This is a genomic window from Burkholderia sp. 22PA0099 (assembly GCF_047497165.1).
Lineage (GTDB): Bacteria > Pseudomonadota > Gammaproteobacteria > Burkholderiales > Burkholderiaceae > Burkholderia.
Genome location: NZ_CP163164.1, coordinates 2,984,713 through 3,009,721, shown reverse-complemented (window position 1 = coordinate 3,009,721; position 25,009 = coordinate 2,984,713). Strand labels below are relative to the sequence as shown.

General features: G+C 67.5%; 19 protein-coding genes, 2 pseudogenes and 1 riboswitch. Of the genes and pseudogenes, 4 read left to right on the top strand and 17 right to left on the bottom strand.

Annotated elements, in window-relative coordinates; genetic code table 11:
• Position 1: 1 nt before the first annotated feature.
• The 5 genes and pseudogenes from AB4851_RS13235 to tssI all read right to left on the bottom strand — a co-directional run bounded on the left by AB4851_RS13235 (position 2) and on the right by tssI (position 9,111).
• Positions 2–4,284, bottom strand: a pseudogene (locus AB4851_RS13235) (DddA-like double-stranded DNA deaminase toxin).
• 19 nt (positions 4,285–4,303) lie between these two features.
• Positions 4,304–4,768: a DUF1795 domain-containing protein gene (locus AB4851_RS13230; protein ID WP_414447579.1), complete on the bottom strand. Its 465-nt coding sequence runs from the start codon at positions 4,766–4,768 to the stop codon at positions 4,304–4,306.
• Between the two features lie 47 nt (positions 4,769–4,815).
• Positions 4,816–5,247, bottom strand: a complete 432-nt coding sequence (locus tag AB4851_RS13225; RefSeq protein WP_414447578.1) for a hypothetical protein — start codon at positions 5,245–5,247, stop codon at positions 4,816–4,818.
• Positions 5,247–6,116, bottom strand: a complete 870-nt coding sequence (locus tag AB4851_RS13220; protein WP_414439217.1) for an ankyrin repeat domain-containing protein — start codon at positions 6,114–6,116, stop codon at positions 5,247–5,249. Before AB4851_RS13220 ends, AB4851_RS13225 begins: the two co-directional genes overlap by 1 nt.
• A gap of 4 nt (positions 6,117–6,120) precedes the next feature.
• Complete coding sequence (gene tssI / locus AB4851_RS13215; protein ID WP_414447577.1) at positions 6,121–9,111, bottom strand: type VI secretion system tip protein TssI/VgrG; 2,991 nt, start codon at positions 9,109–9,111, stop codon at positions 6,121–6,123.
• A 412-nt stretch (positions 9,112–9,523) separates the two neighbouring features.
• Between tssI and AB4851_RS13210 the strand changes: the two genes are divergently transcribed.
• The gene (locus AB4851_RS13210; RefSeq protein ID WP_414439219.1) at positions 9,524–9,766 is read left to right on the top strand and encodes a hypothetical protein; all 243 of its coding nucleotides are present in this window, start codon (positions 9,524–9,526) and stop codon (positions 9,764–9,766) included.
• A 48-nt stretch (positions 9,767–9,814) separates the two neighbouring features.
• Positions 9,815–11,590, top strand: coding sequence for an ABC transporter transmembrane domain-containing protein (locus tag AB4851_RS13205; protein ID WP_414447576.1), 1,776 nt, complete (start codon positions 9,815–9,817; stop codon positions 11,588–11,590).
• A gap of 69 nt (positions 11,591–11,659) precedes the next feature.
• On the opposite strand, the gene AB4851_RS13200 is transcribed toward AB4851_RS13205, so the two are convergent.
• The 6 genes from AB4851_RS13200 to AB4851_RS13175 form a co-directional block, all read right to left on the bottom strand.
• A complete protein-coding gene (locus AB4851_RS13200; protein ID WP_414447575.1) occupies positions 11,660–11,938 on the bottom strand; it encodes a DUF3325 family protein in 279 nt (92 codons plus the stop codon).
• 2 nt (positions 11,939–11,940) lie between these two features.
• Positions 11,941–13,581, bottom strand: coding sequence for a PepSY-associated TM helix domain-containing protein (locus tag AB4851_RS13195; RefSeq protein WP_414447574.1), 1,641 nt, complete (start codon positions 13,579–13,581; stop codon positions 11,941–11,943).
• A complete protein-coding gene (locus AB4851_RS13190; protein WP_414447573.1) occupies positions 13,578–13,877 on the bottom strand; it encodes a DUF3649 domain-containing protein in 300 nt (99 codons plus the stop codon). Before AB4851_RS13190 ends, AB4851_RS13195 begins: the two co-directional genes overlap by 4 nt.
• 382 nt (positions 13,878–14,259) lie before the next feature.
• On the bottom strand, positions 14,260–14,943 hold the full coding sequence (locus AB4851_RS13185) for a DUF799 domain-containing protein (protein ID WP_414447572.1): 684 nt from the start codon (positions 14,941–14,943) through the stop codon (positions 14,260–14,262).
• Positions 14,944–14,955: 12 nt separating this feature from the next.
• Complete coding sequence (locus AB4851_RS13180) at positions 14,956–15,411, bottom strand: DUF4810 domain-containing protein (protein ID WP_414447571.1); 456 nt, start codon at positions 15,409–15,411, stop codon at positions 14,956–14,958.
• A gap of 49 nt (positions 15,412–15,460) precedes the next feature.
• Positions 15,461–16,150, bottom strand: a complete 690-nt coding sequence (locus AB4851_RS13175; protein ID WP_414447570.1) for a CsgG/HfaB family protein — start codon at positions 16,148–16,150, stop codon at positions 15,461–15,463.
• 658 nt (positions 16,151–16,808) lie between these two features.
• Here AB4851_RS13175 and AB4851_RS13170 point away from each other — a divergent pair.
• Entirely contained in the window at positions 16,809–18,188 is a 1,380-nt protein-coding gene (locus tag AB4851_RS13170) for an amino acid permease (RefSeq protein ID WP_414447569.1), read from the top strand.
• A gap of 107 nt (positions 18,189–18,295) precedes the next feature.
• On the opposite strand, the gene AB4851_RS13165 is transcribed toward AB4851_RS13170, so the two are convergent.
• From AB4851_RS13165 to AB4851_RS13140, 6 genes and pseudogenes are all read right to left on the bottom strand, one after another.
• Positions 18,296–18,805, bottom strand: a complete 510-nt coding sequence (locus tag AB4851_RS13165) for a 6,7-dimethyl-8-ribityllumazine synthase (protein ID WP_414447568.1) — start codon at positions 18,803–18,805, stop codon at positions 18,296–18,298.
• 71 nt (positions 18,806–18,876) lie between these two features.
• A riboswitch (FMN riboswitch) is annotated at positions 18,877–19,031 on the bottom strand.
• Positions 19,032–19,156: 125 nt separating this feature from the next.
• The gene (locus tag AB4851_RS13160) at positions 19,157–20,017 is read right to left on the bottom strand and encodes an ABC transporter permease (protein WP_414439229.1); all 861 of its coding nucleotides are present in this window, start codon (positions 20,015–20,017) and stop codon (positions 19,157–19,159) included.
• On the bottom strand, positions 20,014–20,934 hold the full coding sequence (locus AB4851_RS13155; RefSeq protein ID WP_414447567.1) for an ABC transporter ATP-binding protein: 921 nt from the start codon (positions 20,932–20,934) through the stop codon (positions 20,014–20,016). Before AB4851_RS13155 ends, AB4851_RS13160 begins: the two co-directional genes overlap by 4 nt.
• Before the next feature lie 154 nt (positions 20,935–21,088).
• Positions 21,089–22,145: pseudogene (locus tag AB4851_RS13150) on the bottom strand (ABC transporter substrate-binding protein).
• 147 nt (positions 22,146–22,292) lie between these two features.
• Entirely contained in the window at positions 22,293–23,198 is a 906-nt protein-coding gene (locus AB4851_RS13145; protein WP_414447566.1) for a TauD/TfdA dioxygenase family protein, read from the bottom strand.
• A gap of 200 nt (positions 23,199–23,398) precedes the next feature.
• Positions 23,399–24,313 carry an NAD(P)/FAD-dependent oxidoreductase gene (locus AB4851_RS13140; protein WP_414447565.1) on the bottom strand — a complete coding sequence of 305 codons (915 nt, stop codon included), beginning with the start codon at positions 24,311–24,313 and terminating at the stop codon, positions 23,399–23,401.
• 154 nt (positions 24,314–24,467) lie between these two features.
• Here AB4851_RS13140 and AB4851_RS13135 point away from each other — a divergent pair, with 154 nt between their 5' ends.
• Positions 24,468–24,920: an Rrf2 family transcriptional regulator gene (locus AB4851_RS13135; protein WP_414447564.1), complete on the top strand. Its 453-nt coding sequence runs from the start codon at positions 24,468–24,470 to the stop codon at positions 24,918–24,920.
• Positions 24,921–25,009 lie beyond the last annotated feature (89 nt).

Genomic DNA, 25,009 nt, shown 5'->3' with positions numbered 1-25,009 from the left:
ATCAACATGCTCCTTTGGTGGGGGACTTGGGAGATTTGCTGTTTCCCGTGAATGTTCTAGGCTCGCCGGTGGCGCCTCGCTTGACCGGTATCGCTCCTTCGGGCGGGACAACGGTAAGTTTTGAATTTTCTGGCAACAACGTTTCGGTCATGTTGACGCAAAACCCGCATGTCCCTTCCGGGTTGTTATGAAACACCAAAGCATCCGCAATCCCGTTATCCCTCATGAACAAAGCAGATTGGCCCTCCACATGCCCGGCATTGGCGTAATTCGGATACGGGGTAGGGCCTCCGGACGAAAATGTTCTGGATTCAAGCCCTCCCGTGTCACTGACATAATAGAAGGTCCCGACGGTCTGCCCGTTGTAAGCCGGCAGTTGTGGCGCAGAAATCTGATAGGAGCCGAGAGTATAGCTCCCGGCCAGCCCCCACCAATCGGTCCATGCATTTGAATTGGGTGCGTACTGGTAGAGGTTCAGCCCCCCATCAAGCCTATCGGATCCTGATTGATAAACCGTCCGACATCCGGATCATAGAAACGGAACGTGTTGTAATGCAACCCGGTACGCTCATCAGCATATTGCCCGGCGTAACGGAGTGGCTGATCGATCCGTGCAGGAGCCGGCTGTGCCTGGTTCGGCACGACCTTGCCCCAAGCGGAATAGCGTCCGGCCCAGACAATATCGCCCGCCTCGTTCGTTGCTTCCTGGGGGGCACCCGCCTGATCGGTATGAAAGTGAAAGATGCGCGCGGCATGCTTGGCCTTGTCGATTGCGGCATTCGCGAGTGCTTCGGCTCGCACCGCATCAACCCGCGCAGCGGGTTGGTAAGGTGCATCGGGGTTATATATATAGCTGCTCACGCCGGTTTCGCGAACCTCCTGCGCGAGCCTCAACCCTTCCCACACAAACCCCGTTGTCTCGGCGCGCAACCTTGTGCCGCTGATATCGAAAACGACATCCGTTCTGGCGATACGCCGCCCAAGCGGATCATAGGCAAACCGCGTCTCCACCACGCCACGCGCATCCTGCGTGCACACAGCCACGAGGCGATCCTGCCCGTCGTACGTGAACTGCTGGCGCTGGTTCGCGCCGCGCAGCTTGGTCGCCAGATTGCCGAACGGGTCGTACTCGAAGCGCAGGTTCTGCCACATGCGCAGCCGGTTGCCCTCGACATAGCCGCGGCTGCTGCGTTGCGCATCATCCAACAAGTTGCCGGCGGCGTCCCAGGCGAACGATTCGAGTTGGCGATCGGCGGTATTCACGCGGCGCGTGAGGTAGCCAGCCGGATCGTAGCTGTACTGCGTGCTGCCGCGCAGGCCGTCGTTGCTTTCGGCCAGTTCGCCGGCGGCGTCGTAGCCGTAGTTGCGCCACACCTGCCCCTGCCCGCGCGCAAGCGCGTCGGGCTGGAAACCGGCCGATTGCCAGATCTTCCGGCCCAGCAGGTCGTAGGCGGTGCGCTCGGTCAGCCGGCCCTGCGTGCGCGTCAGTTCGCGATGCAGGTCGTCGCGTTCGAAATCGCTGATCACCTGATCGCCGCAACGGATCTGGTGCACGTGGCCCGAGCCATAGCGCAGCATCTGCAAGCTCTGCTCGTGCGGTAACGCGAGCGTCGTCACATTGCCGAGCGCGTCGAGCGTGTAGTGCACGCTGCCGTTCGCGCCGTGTTCGGCGGTCAGCCGCCCGGCCTTGTCGTAGTCGAACGTCAGCGTGTCGGGCGCGATGCCGAGCGCGAGCCCGGCCGCGGTCGGCGCCCGCGCGACTTCGAGCAAACGGCCGCCCGCATCGCGCGTGTAGCGAGTCACGTCGGTGGGCGTGTGCTGCACGCACAGGTTGCCCATCCGGTCGCGCTCGAAGCGGATCGTGCGAACCGGGCGATCGGCCGGTGCACGGTCGTCCGCTGTGCCGACGATGTCGAGCACCGCCAGATCGCCGGCCTCGCCGTATTCGAAACGGCGCAGCACGCCGTCGGGCCGCGTTTCGCTGATGAGCCGCCCACCCGCGCTGTACGTAAACGCATAGCGCGCGTGCGCCTGTTGCAGCTCGCGCAGCCGGCCCTCGGCGTCGTAGTGATAGCAGGTTCGCCGCCCGGCCGGGTCGATCGACTCCACCAGTTGCCCGCGCGCGTTGCGCAGCGATTCCTGGATGCGTCCACCCAGGCCGATATGCCGGATCATCAGCCCGGCGGCATCGTATTCGTAGCTTTCGGTGCTGCCGTCGGGATAGGTGACGCGGCGCGCCTCGCCGGTTGGACGCAGGTCGAACGTCACGCGGTGCCCGAGCGCGTTCTCGCGCGCGAGCGGCAGGCCGAACGCATCGAAGAAGCTGCGCGTGGTCTTGCCGGAGCAATCGGTGTAGGCCACCAGCTCGCCGAGCCGATTCCATTCGAACGTCTTGCGGCCGCCAAGCGCATCGATGTGCGCGCTCGGCAGCGCGCTCAACGCCTTTGGATACTCGTAGCGGTTTTCCCGGTCAAGCGGATCGCGGGTGCGCAGCAAGCGGCCCTGGCGGTCGTATTCGGCATGCCAGGCGCCGCCATCGGGCGCGACGATCTCGACGGGCCGCATGCTGTTGCCGTCGTAACGCGTGCGCGTGGTGCGGCCGAGCGGATCGGTTTCGGCGACGATGCGGCCGGCCTCGTCGTACTCGAACGCCACGGTCCGCTCGCCGGGCAGCGTCAGCATCACGGGCATGCCGGCGTCGTTGTACTTGAGCCCGTAGCAGCGGCCGTCGAAATCGACGTATTCGACGATGCGGAATCGGGCGTCGTAGCGCCACTGCGCGTGGCGGCCGTCGGCGTGCCGGACGTGCGTGCGGCGGCCTTCGATGTCGTACTCGAACGCCCAGGCCTCACCTTCGCTGGTATGCGTCGCGATCACCCGCTGCGCGCCGTTCACGGCCTTCCATACGTAGCCCGACGTGTAGCCGAGCGCGTTCGAATGGCTCGTCATGCGCCCGTCGGCATAGGTGAAGCGGCGCACCACCGCGCCGTTCGCATCGGTCACGGCGGCCATCTGCCCGTGCTCGTCGTAACCGTACGCGACGACGAGGCGCCGCTGGTCGCCACTGACGAGCGACACGTTGGCGAGCCGCTCGTGCTCCGCCTCGTAATCGAGCACGGCCGTCAAACCGCCGCAGGTCAGGATCTCGCGCACGCGGCCCCGGCTGTCGCGTTCGAACTGGCACCACTGGCCGGCCTGATCCTCGATGCGGCGCACCCAGCCGATGCGGCCCGAGCCGGGCTCGTAGCGGCCGAAGTCGTAATAGGTTTCGCCCACGTCGTGCAGGATGTAGCGGCCGTCCGGCGTGCAGGTCAGGTAGCGCTGGTCGGCCTCGCTGAACGCGGCCTGGCCGGGTTTCAGGATCGGGAAGCCGCTCTCGCGCCCCTGCGCGTCGGTGTACCAGAGCCGCCCGTCACGCGCATGCAGCCGCAGTTCCCACGGCAGCACCCAGCCGCGCCCGAGCGTGCCGGCGTAATCGAGGTCGCTCGAATAGAAGCGCCGGATCGCCACCGGCATCGGGCTCGGAATCACGTAGTCGGTTTCGGATTCGGCCGGCAGGATCTTGCGCCCGGTGGTGACGTCCACCGGGTTGCCGAACATCCCGCCGATCGCGCTGTTGATGGCCGGGCCAATCACGTAGCGGCTGGCGGCCTCGCCGAGCACGTAGCCGCCGATGAACTTCGCCGCGCACGGCAGCACGGCGCTCGACAGCCCGCCCGCCTCCTTCAGCAAGCCGCCGAGCCCGCCCACCAGCCCGGCCAGCGCGAACGCCCAGTCGGTGGCGGTGCGCAGCCACGGCGGCACCTCGTCGTCGATCGGCAGGCAGGTCTGGGTGCCGCCGTGGAAATACGTGTCGTGCGAGCCGTCGGAGATGGTCGCGCCGCAGGTGATCTTGTCGTCCTTGCGCGCGGCCGGCTTGCCGTTGATGAAGATGTTGGTGGAGCCCTGCGCGATGAGCGGCACCGGGTTGTGCTTGCTGCACGTCACGCTGCTGAGCGTGGCATAAGCGGCCTGCTTGCCGTTCACGTAGACGTTCGGCGAGCCGAGCGTGATCGCGCCCGACTGCGAACTGAACATCTTCCCGATCGATTCCCCTAACGACAACAGCACCTGCGCGCCGATGCCGGCGGCCATGCCGGCCAGCAGCGCCACGCCGAAGCCGCAGGTGAACGTGGCGAACGCCACGGCGGCGATCAGGGCAATGCCGAGCACGGCGCCCACCAAAAAACCGGTGAGCGCGCTGGTATGTTCGATCGGATCGGTGACGCGTGCCGCTTCGTACACGATACGTCTCCTTCGCGGGTCAGGCCTGGGCCGGCGCCGGTGCATCCGGCCGATAGCCGTCGAGCCAGTCGCGCCAGAGTGCGTTGTAGGTGTCGCCGAAGCTCTTCGCGCTCGACGCCGTGAAGATCAGCACGCGCCCCGGCGCGACGATGAACGCCGCCTGCCGCTGGAATACGGTTTTCGCGCCGTTGCGGTAGGCCGTGTCGATTCGCTCGCCTGCGATACCGACGTCCTCCGTGCCGAGCCGCTCCGCCACACGCGCGATCAGGCGATAGCCTTGCAGCCTCGACTTGAGCAAGGCGCTCTGGCGATCGACGTAAGGGCCGAGCGCCTCGCCGTCGTCAAGCCAGTCGCGCGCCACGCTGAGGTTCGGCTGCGCGGCCGTGTCGGGCGGCACGAACAGGTTGGTGGTCCGATCCTCGAAGCCGGCCGGCAACGCAATGCTGCCTTCGTGGATGCGGATGCGGTTGTCGGAATCCGTCATGCAAGCTGCCCGTATGAGAGGGAAATCGAATCGAGCGCACGCGCCGGTCAGTGCGCGGCGGCGCTCCGGCGCAGGCGCAGGCTGCCCAGCAGCAACGCCGCCAGCGCCAGCAGCCACACATAAAAGCCGATCCCGAGGCCGGCGATCGGGGTCGCGGCGGCCTCGTTGAAATACCAGTTCTTCGTGAACGGCGAGCACAGCGCGCACGCCAGCGCGGCGGCGCCGAAGCCCGCCGCCCGGCCGTAGCGCCGCCGCGCAAGCTGCACGGCAGCCCACACGCAGAGCGGATTGGCCAGCCACGCGGGGTTCAGCGTCAGCAGCCCCAACCAGCCCTGCCCGAGCAACGCCAGGCCGCTCAGCGAGGGTTCCTTCTCGAAGTACATGGCCGGCAGCAGCAGCGACAGCACGTAGCCCGCCGTGGACGCGCCCAGCACCGCGCGCCGGCCGACGCTCGGCAACGCTTCGATCAGGTCCGCCATCAATCCGCCTGGCCGGCCGGCGTCACGACCTTCTCGCCGCGCGCGCGCATCGCCGCACGCTGCGCCTTCGGATCGAGCGGCGGCCACGGCGCGCCGGCTGCGACGATCTTGCGGCGGATCTGTTCGATACGCGCGGCGGCCGGCGAATCGGGCGCGGCGTGATTCTTCAGTTCGTTCTGCAGCACCCAGCCATAGGACACGCCCAATTCGCTGGCGAGCTTCGGGTCGGCGCCGTGCGCGAGCAGGTAATCGACGGTGTCCCACTGCTGGATCATGGTCGCCTGGAACAGCGCCGTCTTGCCGAGCGAATCGCGTGCGTTGACGTTCGCCTTGTGCTCGATCAGCAGCGTCAGTTGCGGCAACAGCTTGTTCTCGGCCACCTCGAACAGCATCGGCGTGTCGCCGTTGTAGAGCCAATTCGGGTCCAGCCCGCCGTTCAGCAGCACGCGCAGCAGGTTCGGCGTATCGGCGCGCAGCGCGATTTCGGCGACCGAGCCGCCGTCGGGGCCGAGGCTCGCCTTCGGGTCGGCGCCGTGCTTCAGCAGCACCGAAATGATCTGGTAGCGCGGGCTGGCCGCGTCGTTCTTGACCGGCACGATCTCCTGCACCGCGTACGACAGCAGCGTCACGTGCTTCGCGCCGGGCGCGTTGAGGTCCGTCTTCGGCGCGAGCTGCTGCACGCTGCCGAGGTTGCCGTCGTGAATGGCCTGGGCCAGCGTGAGCTGCTGCCCCGAAAAGAAGGTTTCCGGTGCATAGCGTTGAAAGCCGGTCATGGTGATTCCTTGGGCTTGAGTGGGCCAGCCGAGCGGCAGCGCCGCGCCGATCAGCGCAGCGACGGTGCCGGCGGCAATCGCGTTCTTGTATCGCATCAATTCAATTCGACGTGTTCAGATGGGAGGCGAGATTCAATTCGTCCTTCGAAACCTGCTGGCCGAGGCCGTTCGACACCTCGCCCATCAGATGGCGGCCGACGGTGGTCACGCTGGTGCCGTCGAGCGTCACGGGCGTGCCGACCGCCTTCGGCATCAGCGCGGCCGTGCCGTCGCTGATCGGGCCGAGCCGGCCTTCCTGGATGCCCGTCAGGATATCGCCGTCCACGCGATAGGCGGTGATGTTGCTGGCCTGCGCGGTGCCGCCGTATTGCGCGACCGTGCCCGGATCGAGGCCCGCCGCGTTGAACGTGACGGCCGACGCGCCGCTGGCTTCCGAGGCGGCCGAGGCCAGCCCGCCGCCGAGCGAGTGCCCGGTGAAGTCGACGGCCGACGCGGCGCCGGTAGTCTGGATGTCCTTGCCGATCGTGACCGCGTTGCGGTAGTACGGCGAATCGGAGCCCAGGCCCTGCGCGAGATTGTTGCTCATGTCCTCGCCGAACAGTTGCTGGGTGCCCTTGAACGCGATGGTCGGCTTCATGCTGTCGCCGAACACGTTCGGGTCGGGCGCGTACATCTGCGCGCCGAAGTTGCTGCCGGGCTTTTGCAGGTCGCTCGGCTTGAGGCCGTAGGCCTTCAGCGCCTCGGGGTCGTTGCCGATCGCCTTCCAGCCGGTGGGCGGCGGATCGTTCGGGTGATACACGTGATCGGCCAGCTTGGCGAGCTGCTGCGCCTTGAGCGATTCGGCCAGCTTGCCGGCCGCCGCGCGCGTGGCCGGGTCGCTGCTGGCCAGGCCCTGCGCGATCATGGCCTGCGCGGCCGCCCATTGCAGCGCCAGCGCCTGCTCGGGCGTCTGCACGCTGCCCTGGTTCAAGTGGATGACGGGGCCGTCGAGATAGATGCCGTTCGCGTTGATCAGGATGGTCGACGGGCCGTGACTCAGCTTGATGCCGTCGGGCGTCATGGTCAGCACGCTGTCGCCCACCCGATGCTCGATGCCGTCGCTGGCCTGGTGGCTCTGCATGCCGGGGCCGGCCTTGCTGGCGATCGCCTTGGTGTTGATGACGTTCGCCGTGGTGTCGCGGGTCAGCGCGATCGTCTCGGTCATGCCGCCTTCGGCGATCTGCTTGGTTTCGCTGCCCTTGAGCAGCGAGACGGTGCGCGGGCCGGCCTCCACGGTGTGCGTTTCGGCATCCTTGATGACCGTGTTCATGTCCTTCTGCGCGTGCAGGAACACTTCCTGGCTGCCGTTCACGTCGGAGAAGCGCAGTTCGTTCGAGCCTTCGCCCTTGTGGGTCTGGCTCTTGATGCCCATGGTCTGGCCGGCCGCGCCGTGGTACGGGTTGCCCTGGTCGCCGTTGAACACGCGCCCGACGATCACCGGGTTGTCCGGGTCGCCCTGGTTGAACGCCACCAGCACTTCCTGGCCGATTCGCGGGATCGCCGCCGCGCCCCAGCCGGCGCCGGCCCACGGCTGCGATACGCGAATCCACATCGAATCGGAGCCGTCGAGCTTGCCGCGCCGGTCCCACAGGAAATGCAGCTTCACGCAACTGCCGTTGGTGTGGATCTGCTCGCCGTCCGGGCCGACCACGATGGCCGATTGGGTGCCCTGGATCAGCGGCTTGGCGGTGACGCGTCGCGCCCGGTACGCCACCTTCTGCGGCAGCAGCACGAAGCTGTTGCGGTACGGCAGCCTGGCCGCGTGCTGGGCGTAATCGTTGACCGCCTCGTGGCGCACCTGCAGGATCACGTAGGCCTGGTTGTCGGCGGCCACCGGGTGGCCCGTCACGCTGACGCTGCCGGCCGTGGTCATGCGCCACGCGTAACCCTGCCCCGTGTAGCGCTGCCCCTCCGCTTCCTCGGCCTCGATGGCCTGGAGCGCGTAACGGTCGCCGTCCGCGGCGTGATCGTAGAGCGATTGATGTTCGAAACGCTCGGTGGTGGCGAGCCGGGCGTATTTGAGCGTCGATTCGACCTCGACCATCATCAGCGGTGACGACGGCGTCTGATGGTTGAAGTCGCGATAGGTGATCTTGCCGACGCCGAAATGGCCGCCCTGGTTGAGCTGATCGATGCCGTTGAGCTCACTCGACGCGCTGTCGGCGTACGGCACGCTGGCCAGCCCCTCGATCGGGCGGAACAGGGCGTTGCCGTCGCCGATCGCCAGGATGTGCTTGTCCTTCTCGTAGCGGTGCGTCCAGATCAGCCCTTCCTGCTCCATCAGGCGCGCGCAGAAGTTGTAGTAGGACTCCTGATACATCACCACGTACTCGAGCGGCTTTTGCGCCGAGCGGATGTCGAACGCGAAATCGCTGAAGCCGTGATCGGTGAACACGGTCGACAGGATGTCCTGGGCGGTCTGCTCCTGGAAGATGCGGCAATCGGTCGAGCGCGTCAGGAACCAGAACCACGGCATCACCGACATGTGGTACTGGGTCACGCTGCCCGGGTTGCCGACGCGGTCGAACGACGACACGAAGCCGTCGAAATAGCGCGTCTCGTCGCCGCTCACGGCGGTGGCGGCGGCCAGCAGCGCCTGTTTCGATTGCGGGTCGAACTTGAGCCGGACCTGCTGGCCGATCAGGTCGGCCGGCTTGAGGTCGTTGCGGTGCGAGAGCAGGTCGAGATGCATCTCGGGCAGGCGGTTCACGTGCTCGTCCACCACCGCCACGCTGACCAGCAGCACGTCCTCGCCGAGCGGCGTGTCGAGCGTGACGTAGCGGTTCATCTGGGTGAGCTTCGCCGTGCTGCCGACCGTCTGATTGATCGAATCGGCGATCGCGGCCGGCGGCCGCTGCAGCAGCGAGAAACCGGTTTGCGCCAGTTGCACCGCGCGTTGCACGGTATCGACGTGGCCGGCCAGCGCGGCCACCGGGCCGACTTGACTCGCGATATTGGTGGCAAGCGAACCCGCCAGCCCGCCGAGTCCCGCCGGTGCTCCCTGCGGACTCGCAAAGCTGGACAGGACGCCGCCGAACGGCGCCGTGCTCATGTCTTTCCTTCTTCTCAGGTTCTGCCCCGTAGGACGCCTACGTCCATGGCATCGCAACTTTAGGGGAAAAATGAAAGAAACGGTAAACCTTGAATTGGCGTTTCAATCGATTCGGAAATTTTGACTTCATATTAATAATCATGAACTTAGCCAGGAATAATTTTCCGCTTCAAAAATCGGAAAATCGCCGCGCAATCAATAGGATTACTACCGATGCAGTCGTGAATTGCCGTTTGATGACAAGCTGCCATGCAGCATCGCGATTAACGGAATATCGGCTCGATTAACAAACTTTCAGCGCGAGCCGATTACCCGCCAACCATCGCGTCACGATATTTGATCGCCGCCACAATATTCGCCGCGCCCGAACGTCATCCCGGCATGACACCCGCCATCCTGCCGAGAACCGACCATGTTGAGCCTTCATGAGTTGTCGACGCTGCTGCTGATCCACAGCACCCCCGAGCAGATCGACATGACACGCACCGAACTGAGCACCCTGCTCGCGCACCAGTTGGTCGCGCTGAAGCCCGGCGGCGGGGGCCTGAACCTGCCCGCGCTGACCGCCACCGGCCGGCGCCTGCTGGAAGCGGTCGCGCGCCCGCGCGGAAACCGCTACGCTGACGCCCTGCCCGGGAACGACGCCGCGCGCTGAAGCGGCGGCGCCCCCACCACGCCCTCGCTGTTTTCACCCAGGATTCTCATGCCGGAAGCCAACCGCCGCGCGCCTCGCGTGGCCCCGCTGCTCGATCTTTTGCCGTTTCTGCGCCGCTACACGGGCCGCTGGGCGCTCGCCTTCCTGGCGCTGGTCGTCTCGGCTGGCGCGACGCTGGTGCTGCCGGTGGCGTTCCGCTTCCTGATCGACCGCGGCTTCGCCAGCGGCGAGCGCACCCATATCGATCGCTATTTCATCGCGCTGTTCGTGGTCTCGCTGATCCTCGCGGCGGCCACGGCGCTGCGCTTCTACTGGGTGTCGTGGCTCGGCGAACGTGTGACGGCCGACCTGCGGCGCGCCGTGTACGACCACGTCACGCGCATGAGCCCGCAGTTCTTCGAAACGACCCAGACCGGCGAAGTGCTGTCGCGCCTGACCACCGACACCACGCTGATCCAGACGGTGGTCGGCACCAGCCTGTCGCTCGGCTTCCGCAACTTCCTGCTGGCGGTGGGCGGCGTGGCGATGCTGGTGGCGACCAGCCCGGTGCTGTCGGCCTACATCATCGCGACGCTGGTGGTGGTGGTCGCGCCGATCGTGATGTTCGGGCGGCGCGTGCGCAAGCTGTCGCGGGCCAGCCAGGACAAGGTCGCGAACGCCAGCGCGCTGGCCGGCGAGGTGCTCAACGCGATGCCGACCGTGCAGTCGTACACGCAGGAGCGGCACGAGGCGCAGCGCTTCGGCACGGCCGTCGAAACCGCGTTCGACACGGCGCTCACGCGCATCCGCGCCCGCGCGTCGCTGACGGCGGTGGTGATCGTGTTCGTGTTCTCGGCGATCGTGTTCGTGCTGTGGCTCGGCGCGCAGGCCGTGCTGGCCGGGCAGATGACCGCGGGCCAGCTCTCGCAGTTCATCCTCTACGCGGTGTTTACGGCCGGCGCGGTGGGCGCGGTGGCCGAGGTGTGGGGCGACCTGCAACGCGCGGCGGGTGCGGCCGAACGGCTGCTGCAACTGCTGGCCGCGCGCTCGCCGGTGGAGGAAGCGCCGGCCACCGTGGCGCTGCCCGCCGAGGGCGACGGCATCCGCTTCGAGAACGTCGGCTTCGCCTATCCGTCGCGGCTGGGCACCCCGGCGCTCGCGGGCTTCTCGCTCGAGGTGCGGCCCGGCGAACACGTCGCGCTGGTCGGGCCGTCGGGCGCGGGCAAGACCACCCTGTTCCAGTTGCTGCTGCGCTTCTACGATCCGCAATCGGGCCGCATCCTGATCAACGGCGTGCCGACCGGCGACATCGCGCTGGCCGACCTGCGCCAGGCGATCGGCATCGTGTTGCAGGAATCGGTGATCTTCTCGGGCAGCGTGCTCGACAACATCCGCTACGGCATGCCCGACGCCACGCTGGCGCAGGTGAAGCGCGCCGCCGAGATGGCCGCCGCCGCCGGTTTCATCGAGCAATTGCCGGAAGGCTATGACACGTTCCTCGGCGAGCGCGGCGTGCGGCTGTCGGGCGGCCAGCGCCAGCGCATCGCGATCGCGCGCGCGATCCTCAAGGACCCGCCGATCCTGCTGCTCGACGAAGCCACCAGCGCGCTCGACGCGGCCAGCGAGCGGTTGGTGCAGACGGCGCTCGACAACGCCGCGCAGAACCGCACCACGCTGGTCATCGCGCATCGGCTGGCCACCGTGCAGCAGGCGGACCGGATCGTCGTGCTCGAACAGGGCGCGATCGTCGCGCAGGGGCGTCACGCGGAGTTGCTGCAGACGTCGCCGCTCTATGCGCAGCTCGCCGCGCTGCAATTCGGCGAGCGCGACGCGTTCAAGTCATGAGCGGGAATGGCCCGCGCGCCGTGGCGCGGGCTTGGTGACACACGGGGCCGGGCGCCCCGCCTCGGCCGCTCAACGCGCGGCCGACCTTCTTTCGACGGCGATCAGCACGCCGATCACGATGCCGGCCGCGAGGCTCGTCACGCCGCTGTAGGTCGCCAGCCCGATCGCCCAACCGCGCACCGCCACCGTCAGCCACAAGCCCAACAGCAACCCGACCCAACCAGCCCAGCGCAACGCGCGCGTGGCCGTGGCGGCCAGCGGGCGGCCGAACACCGTGTCTTGATGGCGCTCCATCGCCAGCGCGAGGCAGGCGAATGCGGCCAGACACACCAGAATCATCAGCAGCATGCTCACGGGGTGTCCTCCTTGCGCATCGCCACCGAGGCACGCGGCGCGGTGGCCTTGCCGGCCCGGCCCACCGGACGCGGGCGCGCGCGATGGCGGCTCGCGCGGATCGCCAGCAGCGCATGCAGCGCCGCGAACGCCCACATCATCAACTGGAAGCCCGTGAACACCCAGTCGCCATCGGCCACGCTGCGCCAGATCGGGCGATCGGTGGTCAGCGCGTTGAGCACCGGCAGCAGCGCCAGCAGCGCGGCCGCGAGCCACAGCAGCTCGATCCAGGCGCGCCGCGCCGGGCGCACCAGCCCATACAGGAAGGTGGCGGCCCACACGCCGAAGAACAGGTTGATTTCGGCGTCGGCACGATGCGCGATGCCGAGCGACAGCAGGCGGTTGCCCCATAGATAGGACGTCATCGCCACCGACAGCCCCGCGATGCTCGCGATATTGAGCCGCTCGACGATCCGGAAGCCGAGATGCGGGCGCAGCGGGTCGCGCAATTGCTGGCGGCGCTTGACCGTCCACATCACGAGGCCGGTGCCGACCATCGCCGTGCCGGCCAGGCTGACGAGGAAATACAGCCAGCGCAATTGAAGATCGCTGAAGCGGCCCAGATGCAGCGCGTACAGCACGCCGCGCGTCTCGGCCGCGCCGCCCACCCGGTCGTGCACTTCCAGCAGCTTGCCGGTGGTGCCGCTGAACAACAGATATTGCGGGCTCGACGACACGCGCCCGCCCTCGGCGCGCGCCACCGCGACGCGCGCGACCGCGTCGCCGGGATTCACCACCGTGACGATGCCCGCGCCTTGCTCGCCCCAGCGCGCCTGTGCGGCGCGCACCATCGGCTCGATCGGCGCGAGCCTGGCCGGCGTGCCGCTCGGCGTGCCGGGCTGGATGAATGCGCTGATCTGCGAATTGAACGCGGCTTGCAGTTCGGGCGTTTTCAGCGCCATCTGGTTGCCCCAGGGCATGTACATCGTCATCAGCGTGACCAGCCCCGTGTAGGTGATCATCAGATGGAACGGCAGCCCGAACACCGACAGCGCGTTATGCGCGTCGAGCCACGAGCGCTGCCCCTTGCCCCAGCGGAACGTGAAAAAGTCCACGAAGATCTTCTTGTGCGTGATCACGCCGCTGACGATCGCCACCAGCATGAACATCGCGCACACGCCCGCGATCCAGCGGCCCCAGACCGGGGACAGATAGAAGAACTGGAAATGGAAGCGGTAGAAGAATTCGCCGCCGAGCGTGTCGCGGGCCTGGGTCACGCGGCCGGTGACGGGATCGAACGCGGCCTCGCCGAAAAATCGGCCCTTGCCCATCTCGGCCGGCGTCAGGCGCCAGAACGTACCGGCCACATTGCTGCGATCGGTCGGCAGCGTGATGCCCCACTGCGTGCTTTGCGGCGCCAGCGTGCCGAGTTGCGCCACCACGCGCGCCGCCACTTCGGCCGGGTCGGGCGTGCGCTGTTGGTGCGTCAACTCGGGGCGCATCCACTGCGAGATTTCGTCCTTGAAGTAGCTGACGGTGCCGGTCAGGAACATCGCGTAGAGAATCCAGCCGCACAGCAGGCCGGCCCAGGTGTGCAGATCCGACATGCTCTGGCGCACGCCGCGCGGCTTCGGCGCTTGAACGGGCGTGGCGCTCATGGGACGATCGCTCCGGTGGACACCAGCACGGCGGCCAGCGCCAGCGGCGCGGCGGCGGCCAGCAGCCCGGCCCAGGCGCGCGTCGCGCTGCGGGCCAGGAACACCCAGATCACGGCACCGGTATAGAACACGAAGCTGGCCAGCATGCCGGTCATGACGGCTTGCGGGCGCGCCATCGGCAGCGCCAGCGCGGCCACGCTGGCCAGCGCGCCGAGCGCGTAGCCGCCGCCGATCGCACACACGATGCGCGAGATCAGCGGCCCGACCCGCCGGCAGCGGTCGAATACGGCGCTCATGCGGCCGGCGCCGCGCTCGCGGCGGTCAGGGTCGGACGATTCTTCAACAGGTTCTCCATCAACATCCCGCAGGCGGGCAGCGGCTTGGGGCGGCAGCTCGCCTGAACTGCTTGCGCGACGGCTCGGCGTTGCGCGGTTAGGCGGGTTCGCGGCGCGGCCGGCAAATGAGTCGGGGCCGGGTTGGGCGCGGCGAACGAAGTCGCGATCATACCGCCCTGCGGGGGCGGTTCTCGATGGGGTGACACGCGAGGCGGGGAAACGGGACAGCGCAGGGAGACGAAATGTGTAACAGCGGGCGCGACCTGCGAAAAGCCGCGCCCGCCCGGTCCGGCGGCGGAAGCCGGGCGCGAAACGCCCTCGGCCTCGCGCCGGACAGCCGAGTTCAATCCGTGCCGAACTTCGGCGAATGCGGGCCATACAGCAAGCCGTTGGGCGTGCCCGCCGACAGCAGCTTGCCGTTGGTCAGCCCGGCCACATCGACGCTCTCGTCGGTCACCGTCTTGGCCACCTGCTTGACGGCCGCCACGGCGAGGTTCACAAACAAGCCGACCATCCCGCCGCCCTGAACGCCGCCGTGCATGCCGCCCAGCTCCTTGTCGGTCGCGCTCTTCGAGCCGGTCCACAGCACGTCGCCGGTTCGCAGGTCGACCAGCTTGGCGTCGACCGTCACGATCGTGGTGCTGTCGAGCACCTGATAAACGGTGCCGTAGCGCGTGACCTTCATGTAGAGCGCGGCGTCCGCGCCGAAGATCTCGCGCAGCTTGGCCGGCGGCACCTCGGCGATGTCGTTGGGCGTGGTCAGGCCGTTGTACTTGAAGGTTTCCTCCATCGCGCCGACCGGCACCACGTAGTAGCCCGACTCCGCGAGCGGCAACGTCACGCCGGACAGCACGCCGATGCTGGCCTTCACGTCATTCGTGTTGTTGACGGGCGGCAGCACCAGGATCGAGCGCGGCTGGCTGCGCTTGAACGCCGTGTAGTCGAGCTGTTTGACGGGCGCCGCGCAGGCGCCGAGCGTCGCCAGCAGCGCAACGGCGAGCAACTTGAACGAAATGCGTTGGAACATGGGTCTCTCGCGTCAGTGGGTGGCGGTCGGGGCGGCGGGCGCGGCCAGGCCGGCCGGTTCGGGGGCAACGCTTGCCGCGGCCGTCGTGTCGCTGGCCGGCGCCTTGCCGGCGGATTTCTTCATCAGGAAATCCATGTACGGCGCCGATTCGGGAAAGCTGTCCTTCTCGGCCTGGAACGCCTGCATCGCCTGTTCGCCGTTGCCGAGTTCGGCGTACAGCACGCCGAGTTGCGCCTCGAAGCCCGGCGGCGGCCGATGGCCGTGGGCGCGGATGTCCTGCAGCGCCTTTTCGAGCGCGTCGAGTTGCTGCTGCGGGGATTTTTCGGCCTTGAAGTAGTCGTAGACGCCGCGCTGGTATCCGGTCCACTGGTAAAGCGGCGGAGTTTTCGGCGCGGCGCAGCCGGCCAGCAAGGCGCAGGTCGCGGCCAGCGAGAGGCCGGCGCGGCGGGTCAGGAGGATGGTCTTCATCGTCGTGTGTGGTTTTTGGGTAAAACGCGGGATGGCCGGTTCGTCCGGCTCACTTGTTGTTGGCGTTCAGCGCACCGGCGTCCACCTGGGAAACCAGGTGTTCGACCGCTTCCTGAATCGCCAGGTCGAGCACCTTGCCGTTGAGCGTCGAGTCGTAGCTCGCGGTGCCGCCGAAGCCGATCACCTCGCGGCTCGACAGGCTGAATTCGCCGGCGCCCTGGCTCGACAGCACGACTTCGGACGTGCTGGTGTCCACGATGTTCAGGCTGACCTTGGCGTAGGCCACCTGTTGCCGGCCGCTGCCGAGAATGCCGAACAGCTCGTGGTCGCCCACTTCCTTGCGGCCGAACTCGGTCACGTCGCCGGTCACCACGTAGTGCGCGCCCTTCACGGCCTGCTTCTGCTTGAGGAACGCCGATTCCTGGCGGATCTCGTCGAGGTTGTCGCGGTCGAGCACGCTGAAGCGGCGGCTTTGCTGGAGGTGCGTGATCAGGATCGTCTTGGCCTGGCCGCCGAGCCGGTCGACGCCGTCCGAGAAAATGCCGCGCAGGTAGCTGGAGCGGTTGTCGAACTTGCCGACCGAAATGGCGACCGGCTTGCCGGCGAACGGCACCTGCGCGCTGGGCGTCGGCGCGACGGTCAACGTGCGCGACGATTCGGTGGCGCAAGCCGCCAGGCCGAGCGCCAGCGCGACGGCCACGAACGCGGTGCGTCCGGTGGAACGAACGTGTGAGTTCATCGAGAAATCCTCTTCAGGTCAAAAAAGTGATGAAGCAACGGCGGGCATGACGCAAGACGTCATGCCGCCCATCGCCGTGACGGCCATCACCCGCGCCGCGACCGGGCAAGCCGGCAGCGGCGACAGCCGTGGCTCACGGCAATCGGGTCAACGGTGGCGCCAGGCGAGCGAATGTCGTTGCAGGGCGTTCGCGCTGCGCAAGCGATCGGGGTGGCCTGGCGTGCCGTGGAAAGGCAGACGACGCGCGGCGTGAAACCGCGGCGGCGGTGCGCCGGCGGCGTGGCGCCGGGCGCAAATGCGGTGCGATCCCGGCGGGATCTCGCGGGGAGGTGCCATCGGGAACGCGGCCCCGGTCCGATGGCGAATCTGGTCTTTCATCGTTGTCTTTTTACGATTTTCTCTCGGCGTGAAAATTACCATCAAACGCCCGCCATTGGGGTCGCATGACGCTAACTCGCCACAGCCTCCGCAAAATCGGGAAATGCTGATTGCGCCGACGCCCGCCGCTGCGGCTGGCAGGTGCGGCATTGTTGTCGCACAGCCCTCTTTTTCCCTCCGAACCGTATTGGTATGATGTTTTCGCCCCAACCTGACTAGACAACTCGGGGCACAGCGGCTCGGCCTCGACGCCGGCCCGTCATACTCACTCGGAGACACGATGAAGCCACTGCAACGCCATCTCGGCGCGCGCCACATCCGCTTTCTCGCCCTCGGTTCGGCCATCGGCACTGGCCTGTTCTACGGTTCCGCCTCGGCCATCAAGCTGGCCGGCCCGGCCGTGATCCTCGCTTACCTGATCGGCGGCGCGGCCGTCTACATGGTCATGCGCGCACTCGGCGAAATGGCCGTGCGCGAACCGGTGGCGGGCTCGTTCGGCTATTACGCGAGCGAAAACCTCGGCCCGTTCGCGGGCTTCGTCACGGGCTGGACCTACACGCTCGAAATGGTGATCGTGGCGATCGCCGACGTGACCGCGTTCGGCATCTACATGGGCTTCTGGTTTCCGGACGTGCCGCAATGGCTCTGGGTGCTGGCGATCGTCGCGATCATCTGCGGACTGAACCTCTGCCAGGTCAAAGTGTTCGGCGAGCTGGAGTTCTGGCTGTCGATCGTCAAGGTGGCCGCGATCGGCGCGATGATCGTCGGCGGCGTGGCGATCATCGCGATCGGCATGCATCTGGGCAGCGCGAACGAAGCCGCGCCGTCGCTCTCGAACCTGTGGTCGCACGGCGGCTTCCTGCCGAACGGCTGGGGCGGGCTGGTGGCGTCGCTGTCGGTGGTGATCTTCGCCTACGGCGGCATCGAGGTGATCGGCATGAGCGCCGGCGAGGCCAAGCATCCCGAGCAGGTGATCCCGCGCGCGATCAACGCCGTGCCGGCGCGCATCCTGCTGTTCTACGTGCTGACGATGGTGGTGCTGATGTCGATCTTCCCGTGGACGCAGATCGGCACCCAGGGCAGCCCGTTCGTCGAGATCTTCAGCGCGCTCGGCGTGAAATCGGCGGCCGGCATCCTGAACGTGGTGGTGATCACGGCGGCCATCTCGGCGATCAACAGCGACATCTTCGGCGCGGGCCGCATGATGTACGGCATGGCGCAGCAAGGCCACGCGCCGCGCGTGCTGGGCGCCACCTCGCGCCAGGGCGTGCCCTGGGTCACGGTGCTGGTGATGGCCGCCGCGCTGCTGGTCGGCGTGGTGCTGAACTATCTGGCGCCGAAGCAGGTGTTCCAGACAGTCGCGGCAATCGCGACGTTCGCGACCGTGTGGGTCTGGCTGATGATCCTCGCGTCGCAGGTCGCGATGCGTCGCCGCCTGCCGCGCGCCGAAGTCGATGCGCTGGCGTTTCGCGTGCCGCTGTGGCCGGTCGGCCCCGCGCTGGCGATCGCGTTCATGGTGTTCGTGGTGGCGATGCTCGGCTGGTTCGAGGACACGCGCGTGGCGCTCTATGCCGGAATCGGGTGGCTCGTGTGGCTGGCGGTGATCTACCGGCAGCGCCATCGCTGGGGCGGCGCGCTCTGGCGGCGCAGCGAAGGCTGAAGCACCGGCGCTGGCACTCGCGCCAAAAGCAAACGGGGAAGCCGAAGCTTCCCCGTTTTGCGTTCCGTCAGGCGGCGAGCGATGCGCGGCGCGCGGCCGCGCCCGCTTCAGGCGGCCTGCTTGATCGGCGCGCCGACCGTTTCACCGCGCAGCGCGGCAACCTTCGCGATGGTATCCGCGCAGGCGTGGGCCAGTTCCTTGCCCTTCACGACGAAGTGCTCGTGGAAGAACGAGGTGTGCTCGTGCGAGCCGTGATGAAAGTGATGCGGCGTCAGCACGGCGGTCAGCACCACCGTTTCGGTTTCGAGCTGCACCTGCATCAAGCCCGAGATCACCGATTGCGCGACGAATTCGTGGCGATAAATGCCGCCGTCGACCACCAGGCCGGCGCAGGCGATGGCCGCGTACTTGCCCGTCTTCGCGAGCAGCTTGGCATGCAGCGGAATTTCGAACGCGCCCGCCACTTCGAAGAAATCGATATCCGACTCGGCAATGCCGGCGTTCGCGAGCGAGGCGACGAACGAGGTCTTGCACTGGTCGACGATGTCCTTGTGCCAGCACGACTGGACGAAGGCGATTCGACGGGGGGATGGGGAAGTGGAGTGAAGCTGAGTCATCGACAGGTCCTGTGTTTGCGTTGAATGGGGCGCACAGGGCCACACCGCACGCATTGCGCGCGCGGCAAAAACCCCGCTCTCTCTCATCCGGACTATGACCGTCGGCCCCGGAATCACACCGGGTCGGCAGGCATCGCGCAGGCAGGCCTGCGTGAGCTGTTCGCGGGCTACGCGCCGAAGCGCGATTACCGCCGGTGGGGAATTTCGCCCCGCCCTGAGAACGTTGCGACGCGTTTGACGCGCCGCGGCGAAAATCTACCATAAGTGACGCGGCGTCGCTGTCGAGCGGCCGAAAAACCGTACCGCCCGCAGTGTCATCGCGCGCCGCCATTCAGGCCGGCGTCGGCCGGTTCAGGCGCGCCAGCGGCGCACCGTCAACCGCTCGAGCGTATCGAACACCAGGTGCTCGACCAGCAGGCCGATCACGATCACGGCCGCCAGCCCGGCGAACACGCGATCCGTATAAAGCTCGTTGCGGTTCTGGAAGATGTACCAGCCCAGGCCGCCCTGCCCGGCGCTCGCGCCGAACACCAGTTCGGCCGCGATCAGCGTGCGCCAGGCAAACGCCCAGCCCACCCGCAGCCCCGACAGGATCGACGGCAGCGCCGCCGGTACCAGGATCAGCCAGACGAACCGCAGCCCGCGCAGGCCGTAGTTGCGGCCCGCCATGCGCAGCGTGTCGGGCACGCCCAGAAAACCCGTGTACATGTTCAGCGCGAGCGGCCAGAGCACCGAATGGATCAGCACGAACAGCAGGCTGCCGGTGCCCAGGCCGAACCACAGCAGCGCGATCGGCAGCAAGGCGATCGACGGCAGCGGGTTGAACATGGCGGTGAGCATCGACAGCAAATCGCGACCAAACCGCGTGGAAACCGCCACCGAGGTCAGCGCAAACGCCAGCACGGCACCGATCGCATAACCGCGCAGCAGCACCGACAGCGAGATGCCGGTCTTCACCAGCAGTTCGCCCGACGCGATGCCCTCCACGAAAGCGCGCGCCGTGGCCACGAAGGTCGGCACCAGCAGGTCGTTGTCGACCACTCGCGCCACGATCTCCCAGGCGGCGATCAACACCAGCGCGATCAGCACGCGGCGCAGGCCGCTCGAATCGAGCAGGCGCGCCACGAGCGGTGCCCGCGCGGCCAGCACGCCCTGGTCGGGCGCTTCCAGCGTCAGTTCGTATTCGGGGCGGGACGGAAGCGGCGTGCTCATGCTTGAGCCTCCTCGGTGCGGGCGGCGTGCGGGTTGCCGGGCACGTCGGGCGTCTCGAACAACAGCCGGTGGATGCGCGCCACGCTCTGCTGGAAATCGTCGCTGCCGATGCTGTCGAGCGCGAACCGCTCGCTGTTCATTTCGGCGCGCACGCGGCCCGGATGCGGCGACAGCAGCAGGATGCGATTGCCGACCACCAGCGCTTCCTCGATCGAATGCGTGACGAACAGCAGCGTGAAGCGCGCGTCGTCCCACAGGCGCAGCAGTTCCTCCTGCATCTTGCGGCGCGTGAGCGCGTCGAGCGCGGCGAACGGCTCGTCCATCAGCAGCACGCGCGGCTGCATGGCCAGCGCGCGAGCGATCGCCACGCGCTGCTTCATGCCGCCCGACAGCGTATGCGGATAGGCCTTCGCGAACGCCGACAAGCCCACCTTGTCGAGGTAATGGAGCGCGCGCTCGCTGGCCTCGCGGCGCGACAGCCGGCGCGCGACGCGCAGCGGGAACGCCACGTTCTCGAGCACCGTCTTCCACGGCGGCAGTTGATCGAATTCCTGGAACACGGCCACGCGGTCGGCGCCCGGCCCCGCGATGGCGCGGCCGTCGAGCGCGATGCTGCCCGCCGCCGGTTCGACAAAACCGGCCACCGCCTTCAGCAGCGTCGATTTCCCGCAGCCGGACGGCCCGAGCAGCACGAAGCGGTCGCCGTGATCGACCTCGAAGCTCACGCGCTGGGTGGCGCGCACGATGCGCTCGCCGGTGCGGTATTCGAGCGTGACGCGATCGACCGACAACAGCGGCGCGGCGTGGCCGGCCTGCTCCGCACCGCGTTCGCCGCGCGTGCCGGCGCGGGGCGCCGATTCGACGCCGGTTCCGCTGCGCGCGACATGCGGCGCAGGCCATGCGTTCGACAGATTCATGCTCGACCTCGACAATGCGACAGACAAAACATCAAGATACCGGCCGCGTTTCGCGATCCCAACCAATCATTGCGGCTTTGCAAATGCCGCGCGCGGATAAGGCGCGCGCGGCATCGAGTCAGGCGCGCGTCAGGCTTTCGCGCCTGGCACGCGCTCAACTGCCGCCCTGGATGGCCGGATCGTCGAAGAAATAGTCGTGCACCGAATTCGGCGCGTTGCGGATCGCGCCCACGCGGTGCATGAACTGCGCGAGGCCGAGCGTGTTCTGCGGCGCCGTCTTGAACTGCACTTGCGGGTCGCGCAGGATCTTCAGCAGCAGCGCACGATCGATCTTCGACTGGTTGACGCGGATATAGATATCCGCCGCGCGCTCGGGATCGGTCGAGATCAGCTTGGCCGCATCGGCCAGCGCCGCCACGAACGCGCGATACGTCTTCGGGTTCGCGTCGCGGAATTTCTCGGTGGCGTAGAGCACGGTGGCCGAGCTGGGGCCGCCGAGCACGACGTAGGAATCGAGCACCACGTGCGCCTTCGGGTTGCCGGCCAGCTCCTGCTGCTGGAACGGCGGCGTGCTGAAATGCGCGCTCACAACGTTGCTGTTGGCCAGGATCGCGGCGGCGGCGTCCGGATGCGGAATCGCCTGCGTGTAGCCGTCGAGCTTGTCGAACGACTTGTCGCCCCATTGCTTGGCGGCCGCGTATTGCAGCACGCGCGACTGCACCGACACGCCCACGGCCGGCACCGCGATGTGATCCTTCGCGGTGAAATCGGCGATCGTCTTGACCGCCGGATTGGTGCTGACGAGGTAATACGGCAGGTTGCCGAGCGAAGCCACGCCCTTGACGTTCTGATGGCCGTGGGTGCGGTCCCAGCACGGTCAGCAGCGGCCCGACGCCCGCGCCGGCGATATCCACCGCACCCGACAGCAGCGCGTCGTTGACGGCCGCGCCGCCCGACAGCTTGGCCCAGTCCACCTGAATATCGATGCCTTCCTTCTTGCCTTCCTGCTCGATCAGGTGCTGGTCGCGCACGACGTTCAGCATCAGGTAGACGATGCCAAACTGCTCGGCAATGCGGATCTTGCCTTCGGCATGAGCCGGCGCGGCGGCGGCGAAGCCGGTGGCGGCGAGCGCCACGGCGATCGCGGACACGGCCGAACGGCGGGCGAACCAACGGGTGCGCGCGAGCGTCGCGCTGAACGGAAACGACATCGGAAACCTCGTGCTAAGGGATGCGAAACAAATGGAATCGGCGAACGAGCGCCGCCGCGGCGCGGCCCCGACGATCGTCGAGGGCGCAGGCGCCGGGAGGCGGTCAGGCTCGGGCTGAAGGCGGCGTCCGGCTTCGGGCCGGAATCGTCAGACCGGCAGGTCGCCTTCGATCGTGGTGCGGTAGAGCTTGCGGCGCAGATGATCGGGCGTGCCGGCCGCGAGATGCATGAGCGAGCGGTTGTCCCAGAACACGAGATCGTGTTCGCGCCATTGATGGCGGTAGACGAATTCGTCACGCACGCTGTGCGCGAAGATCTCGTCGAGCAGCGCGCGGCTTTCGTCTTCCGGCAGGCCGACGATGTGCGTCGTGAAATGCTCGTTGACGAACAGCGCGCGGCGGCCCGTTTCCGGGTGCGTGCGCACGATCGGCTGCTCGACCGCCTTGACCTGCGCGATCTGCTCGGGCGACAGGTTCGGCCGCCACGGGCTGCGCGCCTGCAGCTCGGCGTAGCGCGCCAGATACGTGTGCTCGGCGCGACGGCCCTCGACGGCCTGCTTGAGCGCCTCGGGCAGCGTGTCCCAGGCCAGGTGCATGTTGGCGAACAGCGTGTCGCCGCCCTCGGCCGGCAACTCCTGCGCGTGCAGCAGCGAGCCGAGGCTCGGCTGTTCCTTGTACGACAGATCCGAATGCCAGAAATGGCCGGCGTCGCCCAGGCCGATCGGCTTGCCGTTCTCGACGATGTTCGAGACGATCAGCACCTCGGGATGCCCCGCCAGCGCGAACTGATACAGCACGTGCTGCTGGAGCGGGCCGAAGCGGCGGCTGAACGCCACCTGCTCGTCGGGCGTGATGCGCTGGTCGCGGAACACCAGCACGTGATGATCGAGGTGCGCGCGATGGATGCGCGAGAAATCGTCGTCGCCGATCGGCTGCGACAGGTCGAGGCCGACCACTTCCGCGCCGAGCGGCGCGTCGAACGGCACGATATCGAATGACTGCCGGAACGACGGCGACGGCGATGCGGGCGTGGCAACAGCGGCGGAGACGGACACGTTCGACGATTCCTGCGAAGCAAAAACCCGAATTTATGCCCGCGCCGCCGGCAAGACAACGAAGCAAATCGGATACGAATATCACCCGATGTCATAACGGCCGGTTGCGTGTGGAAGCCGCCGTCGTCGCGCGATGCCGCGACGGAATCGACGCGATCGCGACGGCGGCCGTCCGGCCCGTCAAGCCGCGGCCGGCGCGCTCAATGCCCTGCCGGGAAAATCAGCGACCGATGCGCGGCCACGCCCGCCATCACGCCCGACGACGACGCGAACGTGGCGTTGGTCATCGGGTTCGACGCGTCGCCGGCCACGAACAGGCCCGGCACCTTGGTCTGCTTCCAGGCATCGACGCGCACCATCTGGCCCGCCGGCCCTTCCTCGAATTCGCAGCCCAACTGGCTCGCGAGATTGCTGGCCATCTGCAATTGCGTGCCGACGAACAGCGCATCGACCGGCACGATTTTCCCGTCGGCCAGCCTCAGGCCCGACAGCTCGGGCGCCTTGCCGAGCACTTCCACCACCGGCGAGGTCTCGACACGCACGCCGCGCGCCGCGACCTGCGCCAGTTCGTCCGCGCTCGGTTCGATCGCGCCGTGCGTGAACCAGGTGGTCGGTCCCCAATCGGAGACGAGCATCGCCTGATGGAACGACATCGGGTGCGTGGCCAGCACGCCGAGCCGCCCGTCACGGCCGAGTTCGTAGCCGTGGCAGTACGGGCAATGCAGCACGCTGACGCCCCAGCGTTCGGTCAGGCCGGCCAGCGGCGGCAGCACGTCGCGCACGCCGGTGGCGAGAATCAGCCGATCGGCGGTGGCCGTGCTGCCATCGGCCAGCGTCACGGCGAAGCCCTGCGCCGTACGCTCGGCTTGCGTGGCCTGGCCGATCCGGAACTGCACGCTCGGATAGGCCGCCAGTTGCGCCGTGGCGTCGCCGACGATCTCCTCGGGCGTGCGCCCGTCCTGCCCGAAAAAGCCGTGCGAATGCGCGGCGAAGCGGTTGCGCGGCTGACGGCCGTCGATCACGAGCACGCGCCGCCGTGCCCGCGCCAGTTGCATCGCCGCCGACAGGCCCGCGAAACTGCCGCCGACCACGATCACTTCATGATGTGACTGCATCCCAAGCTCCCGTTGAGGCCGGCCATGAATGCACGGGCCGGCACATGACATCGATTTCACGAAACATCAGGAGTTGCATGATAGACGTGTACCATCCATCTCGCAACTTCATTTGTTGCGTGAGTGGATGCCCTGCCCTGAACCCTGGAGAATCATGAGAACGGATAGCCGCCTGTCACGGATGCTGCACGCGCTGATCCACATGCACCGCGCCGACGGGCCGATGACGTCCGAGATGATGGCCGCGATGCTCGGCACCAACGCCGTGGTGGTGCGGCGGCTGCTCGGCGGGCTGCGCGACGCCGGCTATGTGCAATCGGAGAAGGGGCACGGTGGCGGTTGGACGCTGGCCGCGCCGCTCGATGCGATCACGCTGCTCGACGTGTATCGCGCGGTGGGCGAACCGCCGCTGTTTTCGGAACTGGTGTCGGACGATCACCCGCATTGCCTGGTCGAGCGCGCCGTCAACGCGCATCTGTCGGCCGCGCTGGCCGAGGCCGAGGACGCGCTGCTGGCGAAGTTCGGCGAGGTTACGCTCGGCTCGCTGGCGCGCGATTTCGAGCAGGCGATGCCGACGGACGGCGGCGCCGGTCACGTGCCGGGCTGATCGTACCGGTCACGCCACGGGCCGATTGCACCGGTCACGCCCAGGGCCGATCGCGTCGGGCCGCGCCGCGCTCCACGCTCAAGTCAGGC